We start from the raw sequence: 22,742 nt of genomic DNA, 5'->3' as shown, positions 1-22,742 counted from the left end.
AGACGGAGGTCTCGCCATGCCCAGCGCCCATATCGATACCTTCGCCCGCGATCGCCTGCCGCCGGCGGAACGCCAGCCGGTCTACCGCTTCGAGTTGCCGGCGCTGCAGTTTCCGCAGCAATTGAACTGTGCGACGGAATTGCTCGACAGGCGTATTGCCGACGGCGACGGCGATCGCCTGTGCATCCAGGCGCCCGGCGGCGTGCGCTGGACCTATGCCGACCTGCACGAACATGCCAACCGCATCGCCAACGTGCTCGTGCACGAGATCGGCGTGGTGCCGGGCAACCGCGTGCTGCTGCGCGCGCCCAACAACCCGATGCTGGCGGCGTGCTGGTTTGCGGTGATGAAAGTGGGCGCGATTGCAGTGACCACCATGCCGTTGCTGCGCGCGAAGGAGCTTGGGCAGATTCTTGCCAAGGGCGAGATCGGCTTTGCGCTGTGCGATGCGCGGCTGATCGACGAGTTGCGTGACGCAGCCGCCAAGGCTGCGGTGCCCGTGCACATCACCTGCTTCAACGATGCGACGCCCGACGGGCTGGAAGCGGCAATGGCACGCCATCCCGATACGTTCACCAACGTCGATACCGCAGCCGACGACACGTGCCTGCTCGCCTTCACCTCCGGCACCACGGGTGTGCCCAAGGCGACCATGCATTTCCATCGCGACGTGATGGCCATCTGCGCTTGCTGGCCGCCGCATGTGCTGCGCCCACGTTCCGACGACATCTTCATCGGCAGCCCGCCGATGTCGTTCACGTTCGGGCTGGGTGGCCTGCTGCTCTTTCCGATCAGCGTGGGGGCATCGACCGTGTTGCTGGAGAAGGCCTCGCCCGACGATCTGGTGGACGCCATTCGCGCGTTCGGTGCCACGGTACTGTTTACCGCGCCCACGACGTATCGCCACATCGCGGCCCGCGGGAACGCGCTTCGCGCCACGCCGCTGCGCCGTTGCGTTTCCGCCGGCGAGCCCCTGCCCGTCGCCACGCGCACACTGTGGAAAGGCGCGACCGGCATCGAGTTGATCGACGGCATCGGCGCGACCGAGATGCTGCACATCTTCATTTCCGCCGCGGACGACGACGTGCGCCCCGGCGCCACCGGCAAGGCAGTACCCGGCTACGTCGCGCGCGTGGTGGACGACGCCGGCAACCCCGTGCCGCCCGGCACGGTCGGCCGGCTGGCGGTGCAGGGGCCGACCGGCTGCCGCTATCTTGCCGACGACCGCCAGCGTGACTACGTGCGCGATGGCTGGAACCTGACCGGCGACGCGTACGTGTTGGACGAGGACGGCTATTTCCACTACCACTCGCGTACCGACGACATGATCATCACGTCCGGCTACAACATTGGTTCGCCCGAGGTGGAGGATGCATTGATGCAGCATCCGGCCGTGGCCGAATGTGGCGTGATCGGTGTGCCGGACGAGGAGCGCGGCCAGATCGTCAAGGCCTTCGTGGTGCTGCGGCCCGGACACGAGCCGGGGGCGGCGATGGTAAAAGTGCTGCAGGATTTCGTCAGGCAGACGATCGCGCCGTACAAGTATCCGCGCGCCATCGAGTTCCGCACCTCGCTGCCGCGCAGTGAAGTGGGCAAGCTGCTGCGCTATCGGTTGCGCGAGGGTAGCCAGTCATGATGGCGCACTCCGCGTTGTGCCATTGCGGCGCCGCGCGATGTGCGGCGTGCGCTCGCAGCGTGTGACCAACAACAAAAGGAATCGATGTATGCAGGTGCTTCTTCCTCCAGGCTGGCCGCGCCCGAAAGGCTATGCCAATGGCGTGTCCGCGCGCGGGCGCATGATCTTCGTGGCCGGCATGATCGGCTGGGATGCGCAATGCGTGTTCCATACCGACGATCTGGCCGGCCAGGTGCGCCAGGCGCTGCGCAACATCGTCGAGGTGCTGGCCGAGGGCGGCGCCAGGCCCGAGCACATCGTGCGCATGACATGGTACGTGACCGACAAACAAGCCTACGTGGCGGCCTACGCCGAGATTGGCGACGCGTTCCGTGAACTGATCGGCAGCTTCAGCATTGCCATGACGGCCGTAGAGGTGTCCGCACTGGTAGAGGATCGCGCCAAGGTGGAGATCGAAGTGACGGCCGTTGTGCCGGACTGAAAGAGACGGTGATCCGCTGCAGAGCGGAGCGCCGTGCCTGGACCGTTGTCCGTATTGCCGGAAGAATTCCGGAGGTCAACGGTAGCGACGGGGCGATCGGCGCGCGCCGGGTCTGCCTTGATGCTGCTATCGAATCGGCGTCTAATTCGTCATGAGCCGAAGAAGTCGAGTGACACGATGCGCTGCGCGGATTGCGGTTTCGAAAATGCGGGTGGAGCCAATTTCTGCGAACAGTGTGGCGCCAGGCTGGCGCGGATCTGTGCACGCTGCGGCCACGAACTGAGTGCAACCGCGCGCTTTTGCAACGCATGCGGTGCACCCGTCGGCGATGCGTCGCCAGGATCGCCGACTGCCCCGATTCATTACACGCCGGCCCATCTGGCCGAGCGCATTCTCGCCGAGCGGGCTGCCGTCGAGGCCCAGCAAGGAACGGCTGTCGAACGCAAGACGATCACCGCGCTCTTTGCCGACATGGCCGGCTCGACCGCGTTGATCCATGATCGGGATCCCGAAGATGCTCACCGTCTGATCGCGCCTGTCATCGCACTGATGATGGAGGCCGTGCACCATTACGAAGGATTTGTGGCGAAATCCCTGGGCGACGGAATCCTGGCGCTGTTTGGCGCACCGATTGCGCACGAAGATCACCCGCAGCGGGCGCTGTACGCGGCGCTGCGCATGCAGGATGCGATGCGGCGCCACGCAGACCGGATTCGTCTGCAGGAAGGTATCCCTCTCCAGATCCGGGTGGGCATCCATACGGGCGAGGTGGTCGTGCGCTCGATCCGCAAGGACGACTTGCATGCGGACTACGACCCGGTGGGCCACACCATCCATATCGCCTCGCGCATGCAGACGATCGCCGCGCTCTCGTCGATCCTCGTCAGTGAATCCACGCGCAAGCTGGCCGAAGGCTACTTCGAGTTCAAGTCCCTGGGTGCCACGCAAATCAAGGGTATCCCCGAGCCGCTCGAGGTCTATGAGGTGCTCGGTCTGGGTGCGCTGCGCACGCGCCTTCAGGTGGCGGCACACCGCGGTCTGGCCCGGTTCGTGGGCCGGGAGGCGGAGTTGGAGCGGTTGCACGGCGCGTTGACGGAGGCGGCGGCCGGGCACGGGCAAATCGTCGGCGTGGTGGGCGAGGCGGGGGTCGGAAAGTCGCGGCTGTTCCATGAGTTCAAGGAGCGCTCGCAGCGCGGCTGCCTGGTGCTGGAGACTTTCTCGGTGTCGCATGGGAAGGCCTTCGCGTATTTGCCGCTGATCGAGCTGTTGCGGAACTACTTCCAGATCACGGCCCAGGACGATGAGCGCCGGTGCCGCGAGAAGATCACCGGCCGTGTCCTGACGCTGGAGCGCGGCCTCGAAGACCTTCTGCCTTATCTGCTTTTTCTTCTGGGCGTCAGCGACGTCGGCTCTTGCGTCGCGAACATGGACGCGCGAATCCGGCGCGACCGTACGTTCGAGGCGATCAAGCAGCTGCTGGTACGCGAGAGTCTCGACCAGCCGCTCCAATTGCTGTTCGAGGACCTGCAATGGCTGGACAGCGAAACCGAAGCGTTTCTCGCGTTTCTCGTCGACCGGGTGGCGAGTGCACGGATATTGCTGCTCTTGAACTTCCGGCCCGAGTACCGGCCCGGCTGGACGCACAAGGACAACTACGTTCAGATGAGGCTCGACCCGTTGGGCTCGGCGGAAGCGCAAGACCTCCTCGGCGTGCTGCTGGGTAACGAGCCCGGCCTGATGCCGCTGAAGCAACGCATCCTGGAAAAGACCGAAGGCAATCCCTTCTTCATGGAAGAGGTCGTCCAGACGCTGGTTGAGGAGGGGGCGCTGCTGGGCGAGCCCGGACATTACCGCGTTGCAAAGACGCCGGCGGCGCTGCAGATTCCGACGACGGTGCAGGGTGTGCTCGCCGCCCGGATGGATCGGCTGCCTGCTGCCGAGAAGACGCTGCTGCAGCATCTGGCCATCGTCGGCAAGGAATTTCCGTGGAGCCTGATCCGCAAGACCGTGTCGCAACCGGAGGACGAACTGCGCCGCTTGCTGTCGCGCCTGGAAGCGGCGGAGTTCATTTACGAGCGGCCGGCTTTCCCGGAAGTCGACTATACGTTCAAGCACGCGCTGACCCAGGAGGTCGCCGCCAATTCGTTGCTGTCGGAGCAGCGCAGCGTGCTGCATGAGCGTACGGCGCAGGCCATCGAAGCGCTCTATGCCGACCGTCTCAACGAGTATTGCAGCGAGCTCGCGCATCACTACAGCCTGAGCAGCAATTCGCAGAAAGCCGTGGAGTATCTGCATCGCGCGGGGCAGCAGGCGCTTCAGCGTTCCGCAAGTGTCGAGGCGATCCGACACCTCGGAACGGCCCTGGAATTGCTGGCCCGGTTACCCGACACGATCGACCGCTCACGTTACGAACTGATGTTGCAGATCTCGCTCGGCCCGGCCCTGATGGCGGCACGCGGCTATGCTTCAGCGGAAGTCGAGGCGACCTACACACGTGCGCTGGCGTTGTGCGAACAGCTTGGCGAGAATTCGCAGCTTGCGCCGGTGCAACTGGGCTTGCGGACCTACTATTCACTTCGTGCGGAATACGCGACCGCACGAGAACTGGGCGAGCGGGTGCTCCGCCTCGCACGCCAGTCGCAGGATGCCGACTTGCTGGTGGAAGCACATAGTGCACTTGGGTCGAGTTCGTTCTTTCAGGGCGACTTGCGCACCGCTCGTGCCCACCAGAAGGCGCTTGGCACGCTGTACGACGCTGAACGACATCGCGCTCATGCGTTTCTCTATGGCCTGGATCCCGGCATTCGCGGATTGAGCATTTCTGCGTGGACGCAGTGGTATCTGGGATTTCCCGATCAGGCCGACAAGCGGATCGAGCGGGCGCTGGCCCTCGCGCACCGGATGTCGCACCCGTTCAGCCTCGCGTTCGCGCTCATCGCTGCAGCCATGTTGCGCGAGTTCCGGCATGACCCGAAACAGGCGCAAGCGTACGCCGAAGCCGCGATGACACTCGCGACCGAGCAGGGCTTTCCGTACTACCTGGCATGGGGGACGATCATGCGAGGCTGGGCGTTGGCGGAGCAGGGGAATACCGAAGAAGGGGGCAGGTTGGTGACCCAGGGCCTCGTGGCCTACCAGGCGACCGGTGCCGAGCTGTCGCGCTCGTATTTTCTGGCGCTGCTGGCACGAATCTACAGGCGGGCCGGACAAGCGCAGGCGGGATTGCGCGCACTGACTGACGCGCTCGCCATGGTCGACAGAACCGGGGAGCATTTCCACGAAGCCGAACTGCATCGGCTCATGGGCGAGATGATTCTCGATGGTCCAGGCGGTCAGGTATCCGAATCGGCGGAACAGCAACAGGCACAAACGTGCTTTCAAAAGGCTATAGAGCTCGCGATCGACCAGGGCGCGAAGTCGCTCGAGCTGCGCGCGGCGCTGAGCCTGGCTCGCCTGTGGCGAATGCAAGGCAAAGCGTCTGCCGTGAGGCTGACGCTGACCGGGATCCACGGCTTTTTCACGGAAGGACTCGACACTGATGAGTTACGTGAAGCCAGCGCGCTGCTCGACGAAGTGGCCACGGGCAAAACCGTGTAGGGCTTGGACTGTGAAGCGGAAAAAACTTGTCGGGCGAACAATTTCAACATGGGCTCGAACAACGTGCGTGCAGGCGGACAGTGTGGGTACGGTTCGAACGGCTTTGCCTTCATCGTCACTCCGCCAAAAAGAGCACGTGCCCGGAAGCGATGAATCGGAAAACGCAACATAAAGACTTACCCCTTCAGTGTGGCGCGCAGCAATTATCGTGGGACTGACCCCAAGAAGCGGGCGGGAGGCATGCAACGGCAATTGGGCATGCCTCCCGCCATATTTTCCCGAACTGTCAAATTTGACAGGCTTGTCTCGTTAGCGATGCATGCAATAATGAGATAACAATATTCGCGAATGGAAAGTGCCTTCCTTCGTGAATCGATTCAAATTATGACTGCGCAATGACACGCTCGACAGCGCGTTGCGCGTTGCGCGATTCCCGCTTTCCCGCTTTCCCGCTTTCCCGCAATACCGGCCTTTTCCTGCAGTTCCGCGCGACTCTTTTCTTGATGACGTGGGCAATAAGGAGCGGCAATGCAATCTCTCAGACTTTGGCGCCATCTTGCGCCTATCGGTCAACAACCCGCCGAGCTGACGCCGCGCGGGCTGACTGCCAAAGGCGTCGCCGACGCGTCGCCACTCAAAAGCGAGTTCTCTCCGCGCGATTACGTGACCTACCTGCTCTCCATCGATGCGGAAATCGAGCATTGCCTGATGGTGCAGTATTTATATGCTGCCTATTCGCTGGGCGGCCCGCAGGTGCCGCCTCAATTTCACGACACCGTGCGCATTTGGCAAGAAGCCATCCTCGGCATCGCAAAGGAGGAGATGGGCCATTTGATCACGGTGCAGAACGTATTGCGCCTGATTGGGTCGCCATTGCATTTCCAGCGTGACGATTATCCGTGGGATACGCCGTTCTATCCGTTTCCTTTCACGCTCGAACCGCTGACGCTCGATTCCCTCGCGAAATACGTCTACGCGGAAGCACCCGTCGGCTGGAAAGGCGGCGCATTGGGCGAAGAAATCTACGCGCGCGTCGCGAAACACGTTTCCCAGCCACACAAGGTCGCGGAATTGTTCGACAAGCTGATTCCGCTCGTCAACGATCCGGACTACCTGCCCGACGAAGTCTTTCAGGCCGACACCTACCGCTGCCAGGCGGATTTTGCGGAGTGGGGGCGTGGGTACCAGGGCGGCCAACGTGGCAGCAGCGGCCACGCGTCGCTCAAAAGCACGCCGGACGTGCTGGTGAAGCCCGCTACGTCGCGCGACGACGCAGTCGGAGCACTCCGGGCGATTGCCGAGCAAGGCGAGGCCACGCATGGCACGCAGCCCTCGCATTTCGTGCGCTTCCTGCGGATCTATATTGAAATGCGCAGGGTTCTGGGCGGGGAGCTGTGCAGCGTCGATGTCTGGCACGACGCACGTCCGAACGATTTCCTCGAAGACGCATGGCAGGCGGCCTATCCGGCGGCGCTCACCGAGCTGCACGAGAGCGTCGCGGCCGCGACAGGCGCGCACGATGCCTGGCGGCCTTCGCGTCCGGTCGCGGTCAACCCCTACGTGTTGCTTGATCCACGGCTCGAGCCCGAGGAGGGCGGCGCACCGACGACGCCCATCACCGAGCCGGTGACGGCATTGTGGGCGTCGCTGTTCAACCTGCGCTATCGCATGTTGCTGCAGTACCTGATCCACAGCTTCACGCTCTACGGCGGACTCAATGCGGCGGGCCTGGTGACGCCGCGCGGCGCGATCGTCAATGCCGCGTTCGGCGAAATGTACAACCTGCGCGCCCTCGCCGAGATCCTGATGCAGTCGCGCGTGTCGAACAAGCCGGATGCCCCGCTCGCGGGGCCGCCGTTCCAGGTGCCCTATACGCTCGACAGTCCGTTGGGCGAGGCGAACCGGTGGCGCGGCCACCTCGATCTGCTGGCTGCATCGGACAACCTGACGGCGGCCTTGCTGGCCCGCGCCGATGCCGCACGCCATCCGTATCTGCTCAGCCTGCGCGAAGCCGACAAGGGCATGGTCGCTATCGCCAGGCGCATCTTGTCCGGCGACGTCGATCCGGCGTTACTCTAGGAGCCAAACATGCCGATACTGGAACTCCGGATTCTGCCGCCTATCGCGGTCGGCAGGCTGGGCGCCGCGGCGACGCCGCTCGAAGCGTTCGACCTCGCCGTCGATCCCGACAAGCCGCTCGATTTTCGCCGCATCGTGCCGTGCACGACGTTGGAGGTAGACCAGGAAAGCGGTGAAATCGTGCGGGCCTACGTGCCCGACAGGATCCGCTTCAAGGACGAGGACAGGAAGGTGCGCCCGGTGGCGCCTTTCCTCGAGGTCTACGCGCGCACGAGCGAAGCGCCGGACCAGTTGCAGCCGCTCACGCTGCAGCTGCTGGCCGCGGAACAGCTGGACATCGGCGCCTTGCATTGGGACGTCCAGCTGGGGAACATCAAGATCTACCGGCGCACGAATAATCCGAGCGACAAGATCCACGCGCGCGTGATCGGCCTCAAGGACCACCGGCGGCACGCGATGGAAGGCCATTGCGAGAACTTTCGCCCCGGGCGGCACCTGCCGCTGGGTCACGTGCAGTTCATCAAGCCGACGCAGCGGCATCCCGAGATCCGCCTGCGCTACACGCCCGCGGCCGGCATCGTGTACGGGACGCGCATGAAGCGCCGCCTGTCGGACGAGGACGTGGCGCTGCACGACGATCCCATCATCGATCGCGACGAGCTCGTGCTCTACGACGAGACGCGCGGCGACTGGCTCGGCTATACGGAAAGCACCGGCCCCACGCTGACCAATCCCGCCCAGATCTACGCCGGCTACGCCGGCAAGGACGGCAATCAGGTCAGCTGGGGCTACCTCGACGACGAATGCGACGGACACGTTCAAGTCGTGCTGACCCGGCGGGACGGCTCCACGCTGCGTGCTCACGGCTATATCGGTGCGGGGCCGCCCGCCTATGCGCCCGATACGCTGCCGGTGCGCGTGGTGTCCGACGAGATGGAGCAGATTCTCTACGGTACGGATGTCGAGCGAGAGCGCGTATCGATCGACGAAGCCACGGAGATCGTCCTGCGCGCGCTGGAAACCATCCGGCTGATGAACACGGCCGTCATGAACGGCAATCCGGTCAATGGCCGACTCGACGTCGCGAGCACCATGGTGCGTCAGAACGCCGCCGACTTCGAGCGCTATTACGAGCCGATCGCCGCGGAATCGATCGTCGACAATCTCGCGCTGCGCGCGCTGCACGAGCGCGTGTTCAGCACCTTGTCGGCAGGCGGCGCGCCGTGGTTCGCCAAGCTCCTGCGCCAGCCCGAGGAGATCGGCGACCTGTCTGCCGAAGGGCTGCGCAAGATGCCGGCCTTGATGCGCGGCGCCGATGGCCGCAGCCTGACGCTCACGCGCCGCCACATCAATCTCGTGATCAAGGCCGCGCGCGATGCGATGTTTGGACAACCGAGTCCGAAGGGAGACCAGCATGTCGGCTAACGATCCCAATCATCCGCAGGACCCGAAGCCGTCCGGGGACACGGCCATCCGGACCGCCAACCTGACCGCGCAGATTCATCATCGCGGCGTCGGCAACCCGGCGTCGGCGCTGCCGCGCAGCGCGATTTCGAATTGCTTTCCCGGTCTGGAATTCGATTTCCGCAACCTCTGGCGGCGCGCGTTCGAAGGCATCACGCTGGTCGAGAACAACAACTACGTGATCGACGCGGAGAAGCGCTACGAGCACCTCAAGACGCGCCGCCTGCTTCGCTTTGCCGGGCTGGAGGTCGGCACGATGGTCGCGACGAAAGGCCCGGTTCGGCCGAACGCGGATTCGGTCCCGCTTGCGAGTGCGCCCAATCCCAACGCGGTGTCGTTCATGGAATGGTCCAACTCCATCGCCCGCATCGTGCATTTGCAGGGGCAGGCGGTCGAATGCGAATTCACGGCCTACCAGAACGCCAAGGACGAAGTACTGGTCAGCGCCCAAAAGGAGACCTTGAAGGAGACGCTCGTCCTCAGGCGCTTTTTCGATGGCGACACAGCCAGCTTCAACCTTCAGATGCTCGAGCCGGGCGAGCTGACGCAAGGCCTCTGCGCGCCGTGGCAGAACGACTACCGCGAATGCGCGTGCTACTACTGGGCCGCCTCGCGCCCCGACTTCGTCAATGTCGAGCCAGGCACCGACGGGCTGGCTCGCGGCGACATGTGGCTGTCCAAGCGCCGCACAGGTGTCTATGTGGCAGATAATCGCGTCGACTCGCGGCTGTGGTCCTACGACGACCTGTTCAAGTCCTGGCAGGAGGACCTTCGGTTCGTGATACGCGGCAAGGACGCCGATGAAACGTGATCCGCTCGCCGAGCCTGCCGCTACGGATCGACCGGCGCCAACCCGCGAGGCGGGCGCGCCGCTTGCCGCTTTGGCGACGGCGATGGCCGCACGCATCGTCGAGCAGTCGCGCCCGCGGCATCCCGAGGTCCATCTGGTCGAGGATGCGCAGGGCGCGCAACTGCTGCTCGTCAACGGGAGCCGGCTCTTCCATGTGCCGCCGCGTCTGCATGACGAATTTCTCGCGGGGCTCCGGGACGAGGAGGCGGGATCCGTCGCCTCGCTGGTGGCGCGCCACGGGTTGGGGCTGATGCCCGCGATCGACGACGCGCCGTTGTCCGAGGTACCGATGCATGCGCTGTCGCTCGCCGTCGCGCAGAAATGCAACCTCGGCTGCACCTATTGCTATGCGCAGCAGGGGGAGTTCGGCGGCAAGGCGAAGAACATGCCGCTCGCGACCGCGCTCGCGGCCGTCGACCTGCTGATCGACGGGACCAGCGAAGGCGGCAAGATCAATCTGGCATTCATGGGCGGCGAACCGCTCGCCAATCGCGCCGTGCTGCGCGCGGCGACCGTCCATGCGCGCGAGCGGGCCGGCTTGCGCGGCATACGCTGTCATTTTTCGGTCACGACCAATGGCAGTCTCCTGCAGGAAGACGACGCCGAATTCTTCGAGGAGCACGGCTTCGCGGTCACGGTCAGCCTGGACGGCCCGGCACCCGTGCATGACCGGTTGCGTCCGTTCAAAGGGGGCAAAGGGTCCTTCGATCACATCGTCGAGCGTTTGGCGCCGCTCCTTGCGCGTCAGCGGCACATGCAGGTTTCCGCGCGCGTGACTGTCACGCCGTTCAATCTCGACTTGCCGGACACGCTCGATGCCTTCATCGACATGGGGTTCCACAGCGTCGGGTTTTCGCCGCTGCTGCGCGCCGCGAACGGCCGCGCGGAAATGGGATCCGCCGACATGGCGGACATGCTGCAAGGGATGATCGCCTGCGGGCTCGCGTTCGAGCAAAAGGTGATGCGCGGCGAGCGCTACCCGTTTCTGAACATGCAGAACGCGTTGCGAGAAATCCAGCGCGGCACGCACCGGCCGTATCCGTGCGGCGCCGGCGCGGGATATTTCGGGGTATCCGCCGATGGCGAACTGGCGGCCTGCCACCGTTTCGTGGGAGACGAGGCGGGCGCCATGGGGCATCTCGCCACCGGCGTCGACCGCGCACGCCAGACGATCTGGCTGGCCGAGCGTCACGTACATCAACAACAACCTTGCCAGACCTGCTGGGCGCGCTATCTGTGCGGTGGCGGATGCCATCATGAAGTCCTTGCGCGCGGACGCAGCGCGTGTGACTACATCCGCGGGTGGCTGCACTATGTGATCGGCGCGCACGGCCGGCTCGCGCGCCATGCGCCCGACTGGTCTGCCGGTCCGCGCGAGGCGCCGCCCGGTGCCGCGGGCAGCGCGTGAATCGCTCCTTCGACATGTTGGTGGTCGGCGCGGGGCCCGCGGGCCTGTGCGCCGCGCTGCGCCTGAATCAGCTCGGGCATCGCGTGCTGCTCGTCGAACGGAGCCGGTTATGGCCCCGTCCGCAGATCGGGGAGGCGCTGACGCCCGGCGTGCGGAACATCATCGACTTTCTCGACGCAAACGATGCGCTGGAGACCGTACCCATCCTCGCCGGCAAGTCCACACGCTTGCGCTGGACGAGCGACGCGATCGAAACGGTGGCGCATGACGGCGCCGTCGTCGATCGCGCCGCATTCGATGCGGCGCTCGTGCGCGTGGCTCAGGAGCGGGGCGTGGCGGTGCTGCGGCCGGCGAGCGTTGTTCGCGTCGACGGCAGGCCGGGGGCCTGGTGCGCGCAACTCGTGACGCCGGAAGGCTTGCTGCACGTCGACGCGCCGGCTGTGCTCGACGCGCAGGGCCGGCAAAGCCGGCGCGAACCGCAGCGCCTGCACGCGCCGCGCTTGTCGACGCTTTGGGCCGAGATCTCGGCCTCGGCGCGGGCGCCGGGCGCCGATCAGGCCACGCGCGTGGATGCGCTCCGCGACGGATGGATGTGGGGCGCTGCCCTGCCGAGCGGCCGCTACCGCATCATGTTCACCTTCGATCCGTCCATGCGCGACGAGGCGCCGGCGCGCGAGCCGGAGTCGCTGTTGCGGCGTGCCTGCACGCGCAGCGCGCTGTTCGAGGACATGGCCGATCTGCGTTGGTGCGATGCGCCGCGCATGTGCGCATCGACGCCCTACGTCGACGCGTTTGCCTGGCAAGAGGGGCGGGTCAAGCTTGGGGACGCCGCGTTCGCCCTCGATCCGATCTCGTCGTCGGGCCTTGAAAAGGCGATGCGATTCTCGCTCCAGGCCGCTATTGCGCTCAACACGTGGTGCCGGGCGAGCAATGCCACGGAGCAAGCGCTGGCGCGGCGTTTTTACGACTCGCGCCTGGTGGAAAGCGCCGCGCGTCATTTCGCCTGGACGGCCGGATACTATCGCCAGGCATGGTGCGGCGAATCGCCTTTCTGGCGCGGGCGCTCGACACCGACGTTGACGTCGGGCCTGGCGCCCGATGCACTTGCGCAGCGCTCGCCTGACGATGTGCTCACTGCGCGCGTTGCCGACATGACGCGTGCGCTGCAAGCCGAATGGGCGCAGATCGCAGTCGTTCGGCCGTCGTCCGACGAGCCCGCTCCCCGATTGCCTCTGCACGATCCGATCCGCTTTGCTAGGGATACCGAAATTGTCGTGGTGCCATGCGCGACGGGCGATCGTGTCACCGCGCACCCCGCATTGCAGCACCCGAATCTCGACCGCCCGGTTGCGTTCTGGGAAGGTGTCGCCCTCGTTCCGCTGCTCAGCGCGTTGACGCGGGAGACGCGCCCGCTCGAGTTGGTCGAGTTGCTCGGCAGATCGATGGAAACCGCCAAGGCACGGCGGCTTCTGGAATGGCTGTGGAGCAAGCGGATCGTCGAGCCTGCAGCGTTCGGCGCGAACGCCTGTCGAATCTCATAGGATTCTTCAGTCGTCGAACGCGCCTGCTTCCAGTGCGTCAGCGAAACCTGCAATCCAGGTGGCGAAATGGTCGGTGTCGTAAATCGCCATCTTGCCGTTGGTAATTCGCGTGACGGTGATCTGCCGGGTGGCGCCTTTCATGCCACCCTCCGGACAATCGTCATTGTCCGTAATCTTGAACTCACGCACGTCAAATCCTCGGCTTGTGAGCACGGCCTTGACGTCTTCCTGTTCGTCCCAGGAAAAGTCGGTGAAGTCATGGGTTGCCATCGTGGTCTCCCCGCTACAGTGAGCGCGACCCATCCTAGCACGCAGGCGTCGTGAAGCAGATCGAGCGCGAATGATCCGTCGGCGACAGACGAGCCCGGCGGGCATATCCCGGCGTTCGGAATGCTTCGGCCGGGTCGATGCCTGAATACTGGGCGCGATCGCCGGCGTATCACGCCCGTCACGCGTGAAGCTGGGCGTGGACTTACCTGATCGTCGCCGAGCTCGTCGGCACGAGTTCGGGCATCACCTGGTACATCAGCCAGCAGGCGCGGTACCCGCATTTCGACAACGTGTACGCCGCGATCCTGATGATCGGGATCATCGGTCTCGGCGCCGACATCGTGCTCGCACTGCTTGGCCGAAAGTTTTTTCCGTGCGACCGCACATGATCCGCTTGACGGACGTACTGGACAATGTCGGGTTACGCAGTCCAGCGCAACCTGGTTCGGCTTCGGGAAGTTGACAATGCCTGCCGCGGTCGCGATGCCCGCAAGACATTAACCACTCACACTCGGCCGAATGGCAATGCGTTTCCTCGGTACGTTATCCCCCGGAATCGTGCACAGCAATGTGTCCATCGATTCACTGGCGCCTTCGAGCACGAGACGCCCATCGGCTTCAACCACATGTAACGGGCGCGCCGAAAAATCGAGCCAGCGTACATCCACACGGCCTTGAAGCGATCGACGCGTGCGTCGAACGCGCTCGCGAAGTGTGCTTCGCTGCGTGGATGTCAGCCCGTACTCCCCCTGAGTGCGATAGCCGTTTCCACGTGGAATGAACGGAAGAATGCTCAGTTGCCGTACATGCTCGGTGAGGCAGAAGTCGACCATCCAGTCGAGCACCCAGTCGCCATCGGCAACGATCGTCGTTTGAACCGCTGTCGGAATTCCAGCCGCAATCAAACGGCGAAGGTGTTCGGTTGCCAGATCGAACGCCGCGCGCCCGACCAGCGCGTCGTGACGCGCGCGGTCGCCATGCAGGCTCACCTTGACTTGCGCTTCTGCTGAGCGCAATGCAGGCAACAAGCGCTCGGGCAGGGCGATGCCGTTCGTCGTGAGCCGCGAGCGACCGCCGCGCGTCGCGACGTGTATCAGCAGTTCCGGTAAGGCCGGATGAATCGTCGGCTCGCCGCCACAGAAGTGGATCACCCGCACACCCCGTCCAGCCAGCCAGTCGAGGCGTTGCATCAGCACCGGGGCGGGCGGATGCGCACCGTCGGGCGGCGCGAGACAGAAGCCGCAACGCGCATTGCAGTAGCGCGTGACCCTGAAGCAAATCATCGGCGGCAAGTGCAGGTCCATGGCATTGTCGAATCGTGTCGGCTGTCAGCGTTTGCGGCTCTCGCTTAGCATGTTGCAAAACAACGCTCCCTGCTCAAGCGCATCGTCAAGAGCCACGTGGCTATGTGGCCAATCGTCGAACCAGCGCTTCGGCATCGCGCTCTTCGTGCTGCGACGATAGTCCTTGCGCAGAAGCACCATTGCCATCGTCTTGATATCGAGCGCCGAGTGGCTGAACGGGCTCCGGCCCACGAAGCGCATCAGATACCAGTACACGAACATGAAGTCGAAGGCCGCAGGATAGCCAACGAATACCGGCAACCCGGGCAAAGCATCCAGCCATGCGACGTAATCGGTCATGGCCGACTGCGGTGCCTGCAGATTCGCACGCGCCGCTTTCCAGGCCGCGGGATGCTGGCGCCACCACTCGAGTGTGTCGGGATGACCACTCGCGCCGAGCAGCAGTTCGAGGTTGGCGGAAAACGTGCCATGCAGCACCTTTTCCGCATCGTATGCCGCTGACGCGAAGCTCAGCATCGAATGAGGCCCCGGGATCGGGCCATCGACCTCGACGTCCGTGCTGACATAGATTTCGGTCCTGCCTTTATCGCTCATCGGATGCTCTTTTGTAGGCGTCCCCAGCGTTCCCCAGCTGGTTGCGTAGCCAGCGCGCCACCGCGGCAGGTCCGCGCTTGACGAGTGCCGTGTTCCAGTCTTTGCAACGTGGCGGAGGCAGCAGCCGCAACATGGTTGCCTCCGGCAGCAGTTGCGTATAGTGCGCTGCCATGCGATCTCCGGGTGCGTTCGCATCGAAACCGAGCCACACCGCACGCCGCGCGCAGACCTGCGGCAACCAGGGCGCCCAGCGTCCGATAGTGGCAACGCCGGGCCAGCCGCACACCGCCAACGAGAGCGCGTCGAAGATGCCCTCCACCAGTATCAGGTGTTCCGCATGCCAGCCATCACCGACACTGGCTACCCCGCCGCCGCGGCCGACCGTCAGCATTTTGTTCTGGCCGCGCACGGTGGTCAGATAACGACCGTGTACCGACACCAGTGCGCCCTCGCGGTCATACAAGCCGATCAGCACGGCGGGCCGTCCGTCCCATTCCGGGTCGAAGCGCATCCCGGCGGCGTCCGCTATCGCGAGAGGGATGCCGCGGTGCTCGACGTACGCCTGCCCGGCAGTCCCAGCGAGCCGAATGGCGCGCGCAATTCGCTCGTCGGGCAACTCGCCGGACAGCGGCAATCGCAATTGATCAACGCTTTCAAACCGAGCCATGAGCGTACATATCGCACAGTCAGCATTTGGGACAACAGCCATTTGAGTCTAGTCGAAATGTGGTCATGACTCGCGCGTTCCAGCGGAAACCCGTGCAAGCGTTACGGTGCTCGGATTTCTCGATGCCGCACACATCGGTTCCTTATCCGTCATGTCCTCAATGGGTCGCGACGCTTGCGTGGCGGCGCCATTGTTCCCGTCTCGGCGGTCATCCTTCGCTACGAGCAGGACGACGCAAACGTCCTCAAGGAGTTTTCGGTGCCGACCACCCGATTGTGGAACTACTTCATGGGGGATCCGGACCCAATAGTCACGCAACACCCGGGCAGCAGGCGATACCGCTTCTTTGACGCGAGCCGAACAGTGCGCTTTCTGCATGCGATGCTGGTGGAGGCCGTCTGGACGGAACTGCCTAAGGAGCTGAATTGGCTCGGTTTGTGAATGCTTCTCGAATCCGGCGCTGATGAAGGCGAAAAAATGACAAGATTTCGATCGGAGTGAACGTTTTTCGAGCTGAGCGGCGAAGGACTTTGTGAAGGGAATGGTTTGCGAGCTGAAATTCCGAAAGCAGCGCGCGCAATAACCACGCGCGACCTGGCGCATTTCTTCAAATATTGGGGCACGATAATTTTCGGAGCGTGCTGCAAGCGCCCATCCAGGCTCCGACGCCCCGACCAGCGCATGCCGCCGCGGACCGGAACCTGGCGATCGAACTCAAGGGGGAGGCCGTCCCAAGCCACGGAAGCGCAGCCCTATCCGGCACAGCCCCGAGATGGCCATGGAAAACTGTATGGACATACAGTATAGTACTCGTCCGAAACCGAGCCGAACCGATGTCCGGATGGCAGCACGGGCGCCGTACCTGCGAGCGTCCCCCAGCCTTCCGGCACCGTGACCCCTGGCCAACTCATTCCGACGGGCAGACAAATTGTCATCCAATAATCTGATCCGCATTCGCGGAGCGCGTCAGCACAATCTCAAGAATATCGATCTCGATCTGCGCACCGGCGAAATGACGGTCGTCACCGGCCCGTCGGGCTCTGGCAAATCGAGTCTCGTGTTCGACACCCTGTACGCGGAGGGCCAGCGGCGCTACGTCGAAACGTTCAGCGCCTACGCGCGGCAGTTTCTGGACCGGATGGACCGGCCGCAGGTGGACCGCGTCGACGGCGTGCCGCCCGCGATTGCGATCGACCAGACCAATCCGGTCCGCAGTTCGCGCTCGACCGTCGGCACGATGACCGAGCTCAACGACCACCTGAAGCTCTTGTACGCACGCGCGGCGGAACTGTTCGACCGCAAGACCGCGCAGCCGGTGCGGCACGACACGCCGGAGACGATCTTTGCGGACCTGTTCGCGCGCACGGCGGACCAGGATCCGCGGCTCGTCGTGACGTTTCCGGTCGAATTGCCGGAAACCGTGACCGAAGAGGAAGTCGAGCAGTGGCTGTCGGCGAGCGGCTACACGCGCGTGCAGGCGCAGCGCGAAATCGCGTCGCCCACCGGGCCGCGCAAGGTGCTCGACGTGGTGGCCGACCGCTTCCGTCTGCATCAGGTCGACAAGGTGCGCGCGGTCGAGGCGATCGAAGCGTCGTTGAAGCGCGGCGGCGGGCGGGTGAATGTCTACGTGCTCGCGCCGGCGCCGGAAAATTCGACCGACGCAGCAGCCGAGCCGCAAGTGTGGCGTTTCTCCACCGGGCTCCATAACCCGGACAGCGACCTGCGCTACGCGGATCCGCAGCCGGCGCTGTTCTCGTTCAACTCGGCGTACGGCGCGTGCGAAACGTGCCGCGGCTTTGGCCGCGTGATCGGCGTCGATCTCGGCCTCGTGATTCCCGACGAGCGCAAGACGCTGCGCGGCGGCGCGATCAAGCCGATGCAGACGCCCGCGTGGAAGGAATGCCAGGACGACCTGATGCGCTATGCGGCGAAGGCAGATATCCGGCGCGATACGCCGTGGGCGGAGCTGACGTCTGCCGAGCGGGATTGGGTCATCAACGGCTCGCCGGACTGGAACGGCAAGTGGCAGAGCCAGTGGTACGGCGTGAAGCGCTTCTTCGGCTACCTCGAATCGAAAGCGTACAAGATGCATATCCGCGTGCTGCTGTCGAAATACCGCAGCTACACGCCGTGCGAGGTGTGCGGCGGTGCGCGCCTCAAGACGGAGTCGCTGCTGTGGCGACTCGGCACGACGGCGAACGCCGACGCGGCGCTCGCGCCGGCCGGCCGCTTCATGCCGCGCGGCGTCGACTGGACCCGCGCGCAGCTCGAAGCGCTGCCGGGCCTGACGGTGCACGACCTGATGCTGCTGCCGATCGGGCGCATCCGCCGCTTCTTCGACGACATCAGCCTGCCGAGCGCGCTGCTCGACGATGCGCTGAAGCTGCTGCTCGCCGAGGTGCGCACGCGCCTGAAATATCTGTGCGACGTCGGGTTGGGCTATCTGACGCTCGACCGGCAGAGCCGCACGCTGTCGGGCGGCGAGGTACAGCGGATCAACCTGACGACCGCGCTCGGCACCTCGCTCACGAAGACGCTCTTCGTGCTCGACGAGCCGAGCATCGGGCTGCATCCGCGCGACCTGAACCGGATCGTCGAGGCGATGCAGCGCCTGCGCGACGCGGGCAATACGCTGGTCGTCGTCGAGCACGATCCGTCGGTGATGCTCGCGGCCGACCGGCTGATCGACATGGGGCCCGGCCCGGGCGAGCGCGGCGGCACGGTCGTCTACGACGGCACGCCCGGCGAGATCCGTTCGGCACGCACGCTGACAGGCGAGTATCTCGGCGGCCGCAAGCATGTCGCGCACGCGTCGCACTGGTCGCGCCGTCCGGTGGACGCGCATACGCCGCGTATCGTGCTCGAGGGCGCGAGCGAGCACAATCTGCAGGACGTCACGGTCGAGATTCCGCTGCAGCGCCTCGTCTGCGTGACGGGCGTATCGGGTTCCGGCAAATCGACGCTGCTGCAGGACGTGCTCTATCCGGCGATGGCGCGGCACCTGGGCAAGGCCACCGAGTCGCCGGGCGCGTACCGCCGCCTCACGGGCGCGGAGCAGGTGGGCGATGTCGTGTTCGTCGATCAATCGCCGATCGGCAAGACCACGCGCTCGAACCCGGCGAGCTATGTCGGCGCGTTCGACGAGATCCGCAAGCTGTTCGCTAAGGCGCCGCTCGCGCTGCAGCGCGGCTACGGCGCGGGCACGTTCAGCTTCAACTCGGGCGACGGCCGCTGCCCGACGTGCGGCGGTTCCGGCTTCGAACACGTGGAGATGCAGTTCCTGAGCGACGTCTATCTGCGCTGCCCCGACTGCGACGGCCGGCGCTACCGGGCCGAGGTGCTCGAAGTGCGGATCGCGCGCGATGGCCGCGCGCTCAGCATTGCTGACGTGCTCGACCTGACCGTCAGCGAAGCCGCGGCGTTCTTCGCTGCCGACGCGGACGTGCTGCGCGTGCTGCAGCCGATCGTCGACGTCGGGCTCGAATACGTGAAGCTCGGCCAGCCGGTGCCGACGCTGTCGGGCGGCGAAGCGCAGCGCCTGAAGCTGGCGGGCTTTCTCGCCGAGTCGGCGAAGGCCGCCGGCGGGCGTCGTGTCGTCAAGGAAGAGGCGCGCGTCGCGCAAGCGCGTCTGTTCATGTTCGACGAGCCGACCACGGGGCTGCACTTCGACGACATCGCGAAGCTGATGCAGGCGTTCGGCAAGCTGCTCGCGAGCGGGCATTCGCTGATCGTGATCGAGCACAATCTCGACGTGATCCGCGCGGCCGACTGGCTGATCGATCTCGGTCCGGAAGGCGGCGACGGCGGCGGCCTCGTGCTTTGTGCGGGCACGCCTGACGACGTGAAAGCGTGCGCCGCATCGCATACCGGCGTGGCGCTGTTGCACTACGACCGCGCAATGGGCACCGAAACCGAAGCCGAAGCCGAAGCAGCCGACGAGGGCGTGCCGTTGCAGACCGCGCTGAACGCGGCGCGTGTGCGGCGGGAAGTCGAAGGCGAAGACGTCGTGCGGATCGTCAACGCGCGCGAGCACAACCTGAAGGCGCTCGACGTCGATATTCCGCACGGCAAGTTCAACGTGGTGACCGGCGTGTCCGGTTCCGGCAAGTCGACGCTCGCGTTCGACATCCTCTTTCACGAAGGCCAGCGCCGCTACCTCGAATCGCTGAACGCGTACGCGCGCTCGATCGTGCAGCCGGCGGGGCGCCCCGAAGTCGACGCGGTGTACGGCATTCCGCCGACGGTCGCGATCGAGCAGCGGCTGTCGCGCGGCGGCCGCAAGAGCACGGTCGCGACGACGTCCGAAGTGTGGCACTTCCTGCGGCTGCTGTACGTGAAGCTCGGCCTGCAGCATTGCATCCACGACGGCACGCCGGTGACGTCGCAAACGGTCGAATCGATCGCCGCGCAGTTGCTGCGCGATCACCGCGGCGAGCACGTCGGGTTGCTCGCGCCGCTCGTCGTCAATCGCAAGGGCGTGTACACGGATCTCGCGAAGTGGGCGAAGGCGCGCGGCAACACGCATCTGCGCGTCGACGGCGAGTTCGTGACGGTGGACCCGTGGCCGAAGCTCGATCGCTTCCGCGAGCATACGATCGAGCTGCCGGTGGCCGATCTCGTCGTGTCGCCGGACAACGAGGCCGAGCTGAGGCAGCGCCTGGACGAGACGCTCGAGCTCGGCAAGGGCGTGATGCATCTGCTCGCGCCGCTCGACGGCCTGCATCATGCGATGGCCAACGACCATTCGACCGCGCAGGTCGGCGAAGTCAAGGTGCTGTCGGTCAAGCGCGCGTGCCCGGTGTGCGGCACGAGCTACCCGGAGCTGGACCCGCGGATGTTCTCGTACAACAGCAAGCACGGCTGGTGCACGACCTGCGTGGGCACCGGCCTCGCGCTCACGCGCGAGCAGCGCGCGGCCTACGACGACACGGTGCTCGCAGAAGACGGCCGCGGCCGCGAGCAGACGCTGCCTTCCGACGAGCAGGAACCGGAAGGCGTCGGCGACGAGCCGTGCCCGGATTGCAGCGGCACGCGCCTGAATCCGTCCGCGCGCGCGGTGACCTTCGACGGCCATCCGATCGTCGATGTCGCGCAATGGACCGTGTCGGATACGCGTCGCTGGATCGACGGCCTGCAGCTCGACGGGCGGGACGCCCAGATCGCGCGCGACGTCGTCAGCGAGATCGGCAGCCGTCTCGCGTTTCTCGAGGAAGTCGGGCTCGGCTATCTGAGCCTAGATCGCGCGGCGCCGAGCCTGTCGGGCGGCGAAGCGCAACGCATCCGGCTCGCGGCGCAACTGGGCAGCAACCTGCAGGGCGTCTGCTACGTGCTCGACGAGCCGACGATCGGCCTGCATCCGCGCGACAACCAGATCCTGCTGAACGCGCTGCGCAAGCTCGGCGACAAGGGCAATACGCTGGTCGTCGTCGAGCATGACGAAGACACGATCCGCCGCGCCGACCACATCATCGACGTCGGCCCGGGCGCCGGCAAACGCGGCGGCACGCTGGTCGCGCAGGGCGGGGTCGCGGACCTGTCCGCGCAGCCGGGCTCGTTGACGGGGCGCTTCCTCGCGCAACCGATCGTGCATCCGTTGCAGCCGCGCCGCAGCGTGAGCCTGCCGTGCGCGAAGAACGGCCCGGCGGTGCCGGACACGTGGCTGACGGTGCACGGCGGCAAGCTGCATAACCTGCGCGACGTCACGGTCGGCATTCCGCTTGCGCGGCTCGTCGTGGTGACGGGCGTGAGCGGCTCGGGCAAGTCGACGCTCGCGCGCGATGTGCTGATGACGAACCTGCTCGATGCGGTAGGCCGCTCGGTGCTGTCGTCGCCGGCCACGCGCCGTGCGCGCAAGGCCGCGCAGCAGGAGGCGCCGCAGGTGGCGAAGGGCCGCGCGAGCGTGCTCGCGCGCAGCGCGCCAAGGCCGTCGCTCAACGTCACGCATGCGTGGCACGGCTGCGAGTCGATCAGCGGCTGGGAGCATATCGACCGCGTGCTCGAGGTCGATCAGACGCCGATCGGCAAAACGCCGCGCTCATGCCCGGCGACCTATATCGGCGTGTGGGACGCGATCCGCAAGCTGTTTGCGGACACGCTGGAGGCGCGCGCCCGCGGCTACACGGCGTCGCGCTTCTCGTTCAACACCGGCGAGGGGCGCTGCCCAGCATGCGAAGGGCAAGGCGTGCGCACGATCGGCATGAGCTTCCTGCCCGACGTGAAGGTGCCGTGCGACGTGTGCCACGGGCAGCGCTTCAATCCGGAGACGCTCGCGGTCACGTGGCGCGGCAGGAACATCGGCGACGTGCTGACGATGGAGATCGACGAGGCTGTGGAGTTCTTCGCGCCGCTATCGAATATCGCGCATCCGCTGCAACTGATGAAGGACGTCGGCCTCGGCTACCTGACGCTCGGCCAGCCGTCGCCGACCTTGTCCGGCGGCGAGGCGCAGCGCATCAAGCTCGTCACCGAACTCAGCAAGGTGCGCGACGACATCACGCGGCGCGGCCAGAAAGCGCCGCATACGCTGTACGTGCTCGATGAGCCGACCGTGGGCCTGCATATGGCGGACGTCGCGAAGCTGATCCGCGTGCTGCATCGGCTCGTGAATGCGGGACACAGTGTCGTCGTGATCGAGCACGACCTCGATGTGATCGCGGAAGCGGACTGGATCATCGACCTCGGCCCGGAAGGCGGCGTCGGAGGCGGCGCGATCGTGGCGGCGGCGGATCCGGAAGGGCTCGTGCAGGTGAGCGCGAGTCACACGGGGCGCGCGCTCGAACCCGTGCTGGCGCGAAGCGGCACGGGCCGGGGCGAATCCGTGCGATCAGGGGAAGCGGGCGTCGGTTGAACGG

14 protein-coding genes and 1 pseudogene are annotated in these 22,742 nt (G+C 65.4%); 11 read left to right on the top strand and 4 right to left on the bottom strand.

Annotated features, from left to right (window positions below):
• Positions 1-16: 16 nt before the first annotated feature.
• The 8 genes from ACV22Z_RS22560 (at position 17) to qhpG (ending at position 13,056) form a co-directional block, all read left to right on the top strand.
• Entirely contained in the window at positions 17-1,636 is a 1,620-nt protein-coding gene (locus ACV22Z_RS22560) for an AMP-binding protein (protein ID WP_448078481.1), read from the top strand.
• A gap of 88 nt (positions 1,637-1,724) precedes the next feature.
• A complete protein-coding gene (locus ACV22Z_RS22555; RefSeq protein ID WP_448078480.1) occupies positions 1,725-2,117 on the top strand; it encodes a RidA family protein in 393 nt (130 codons plus the stop codon).
• Positions 2,118-2,294: 177 nt separating this feature from the next.
• Complete coding sequence (locus tag ACV22Z_RS22550) at positions 2,295-5,714, top strand: adenylate/guanylate cyclase domain-containing protein (RefSeq protein ID WP_448078479.1); 3,420 nt, start codon at positions 2,295-2,297, stop codon at positions 5,712-5,714.
• Between the two features lie 528 nt (positions 5,715-6,242).
• The gene (locus ACV22Z_RS22545) at positions 6,243-7,793 is read left to right on the top strand and encodes a ferritin-like domain-containing protein (RefSeq protein ID WP_448078478.1); all 1,551 of its coding nucleotides are present in this window, start codon (positions 6,243-6,245) and stop codon (positions 7,791-7,793) included.
• Between the two features lie 9 nt (positions 7,794-7,802).
• Positions 7,803-9,218: a hypothetical protein gene (locus ACV22Z_RS22540; RefSeq protein WP_448078477.1), complete on the top strand. Its 1,416-nt coding sequence runs from the start codon at positions 7,803-7,805 to the stop codon at positions 9,216-9,218.
• Positions 9,208-10,068: a hypothetical protein gene (locus tag ACV22Z_RS22535; protein ID WP_448078476.1), complete on the top strand. Its 861-nt coding sequence runs from the start codon at positions 9,208-9,210 to the stop codon at positions 10,066-10,068. Before ACV22Z_RS22540 ends, ACV22Z_RS22535 begins: the two co-directional genes overlap by 11 nt.
• 82 nt (positions 10,069-10,150) lie before the next feature.
• Positions 10,151-11,515, top strand: coding sequence for a radical SAM protein (locus ACV22Z_RS22530; RefSeq protein WP_448078475.1), 1,365 nt, complete (start codon positions 10,151-10,153; stop codon positions 11,513-11,515).
• Positions 11,512-13,056, top strand: coding sequence for a flavin-dependent monooxygenase QhpG (qhpG, locus tag ACV22Z_RS22525; protein ID WP_448078474.1), 1,545 nt, complete (start codon positions 11,512-11,514; stop codon positions 13,054-13,056). The genes ACV22Z_RS22530 and qhpG overlap by 4 nt, the downstream gene beginning before the upstream one ends.
• A gap of 6 nt (positions 13,057-13,062) precedes the next feature.
• On the opposite strand, the gene ACV22Z_RS22520 is transcribed toward qhpG, so the two are convergent.
• Complete coding sequence (locus ACV22Z_RS22520; RefSeq protein WP_448078473.1) at positions 13,063-13,326, bottom strand: hypothetical protein; 264 nt, start codon at positions 13,324-13,326, stop codon at positions 13,063-13,065.
• Between the two features lie 191 nt (positions 13,327-13,517).
• Between ACV22Z_RS22520 and ACV22Z_RS22515 the strand changes: the two are divergent.
• Positions 13,518-13,715: pseudogene (locus ACV22Z_RS22515) on the top strand (ABC transporter permease); the annotation flags it as partial.
• 108 nt (positions 13,716-13,823) lie between these two features.
• Here the strand turns inward: ACV22Z_RS22515 and ACV22Z_RS22510 are convergent.
• Genes ACV22Z_RS22510 through ACV22Z_RS22500 form a run of 3 tightly spaced genes read right to left on the bottom strand, consistent with a single transcriptional unit; the run spans position 13,824 to position 15,891 of the window.
• Complete coding sequence (locus ACV22Z_RS22510) at positions 13,824-14,630, bottom strand: radical SAM protein (RefSeq protein ID WP_448078472.1); 807 nt, start codon at positions 14,628-14,630, stop codon at positions 13,824-13,826.
• 24 nt (positions 14,631-14,654) lie between these two features.
• On the bottom strand, positions 14,655-15,224 hold the full coding sequence (locus ACV22Z_RS22505) for an exonuclease (RefSeq protein WP_448078471.1): 570 nt from the start codon (positions 15,222-15,224) through the stop codon (positions 14,655-14,657).
• Positions 15,214-15,891, bottom strand: coding sequence for a toprim domain-containing protein (locus ACV22Z_RS22500; RefSeq protein ID WP_448078470.1), 678 nt, complete (start codon positions 15,889-15,891; stop codon positions 15,214-15,216). Before ACV22Z_RS22500 ends, ACV22Z_RS22505 begins: the two co-directional genes overlap by 11 nt.
• 174 nt (positions 15,892-16,065) lie before the next feature.
• Here ACV22Z_RS22500 and ACV22Z_RS22495 point away from each other — a divergent pair, with 174 nt between their 5' ends.
• Entirely contained in the window at positions 16,066-16,332 is a 267-nt protein-coding gene (locus ACV22Z_RS22495; RefSeq protein WP_448078469.1) for a hypothetical protein, read from the top strand.
• 487 nt (positions 16,333-16,819) lie between these two features.
• A complete protein-coding gene (uvrA, locus tag ACV22Z_RS22490) occupies positions 16,820-22,738 on the top strand; it encodes an excinuclease ABC subunit UvrA (RefSeq protein ID WP_448078468.1) in 5,919 nt (1,972 codons plus the stop codon).
• The last annotated feature ends 4 nt before the right edge of the window (positions 22,739-22,742 follow it).

This window comes from Burkholderia sp. PU8-34 (genome assembly GCF_053427725.1).
The sequence above is the reverse complement of the archived record's forward strand: the minus strand, read 5'-3'. Positions and strand labels throughout refer to the sequence as shown.

Excerpts from the sequence above, each read along its gene's own strand:
- ACV22Z_RS22520 (WP_448078473.1), bottom strand. The coding sequence starts at position 13,326 with ATGGCAACCCATGACTTCACCGACTTTTCCTGGGACGAACAGGAAGAC.
- ACV22Z_RS22560 (WP_448078481.1), top strand. The coding sequence starts at position 17 with ATGCCCAGCGCCCATATCGATACCTTCGCCCGCGATCGCCTGCCGCCG.
- ACV22Z_RS22555 (WP_448078480.1), top strand. The coding sequence starts at position 1,725 with ATGCAGGTGCTTCTTCCTCCAGGCTGGCCGCGCCCGAAAGGCTATGCC.
- ACV22Z_RS22530 (WP_448078475.1), top strand. The coding sequence starts at position 10,151 with ATGGCCGCACGCATCGTCGAGCAGTCGCGCCCGCGGCATCCCGAGGTC.
- ACV22Z_RS22545 (WP_448078478.1), top strand. The coding sequence starts at position 6,243 with ATGCAATCTCTCAGACTTTGGCGCCATCTTGCGCCTATCGGTCAACAA.
- ACV22Z_RS22510 (WP_448078472.1), bottom strand. The coding sequence starts at position 14,630 with ATGGACCTGCACTTGCCGCCGATGATTTGCTTCAGGGTCACGCGCTAC.
- ACV22Z_RS22550 (WP_448078479.1), top strand. The coding sequence starts at position 2,295 with ATGCGCTGCGCGGATTGCGGTTTCGAAAATGCGGGTGGAGCCAATTTC.
- ACV22Z_RS22500 (WP_448078470.1), bottom strand. The coding sequence starts at position 15,891 with ATGGCTCGGTTTGAAAGCGTTGATCAATTGCGATTGCCGCTGTCCGGC.
- ACV22Z_RS22535 (WP_448078476.1), top strand. The coding sequence starts at position 9,208 with ATGTCGGCTAACGATCCCAATCATCCGCAGGACCCGAAGCCGTCCGGG.
- ACV22Z_RS22505 (WP_448078471.1), bottom strand. The coding sequence starts at position 15,224 with ATGAGCGATAAAGGCAGGACCGAAATCTATGTCAGCACGGACGTCGAG.
- ACV22Z_RS22540 (WP_448078477.1), top strand. The coding sequence starts at position 7,803 with ATGCCGATACTGGAACTCCGGATTCTGCCGCCTATCGCGGTCGGCAGG.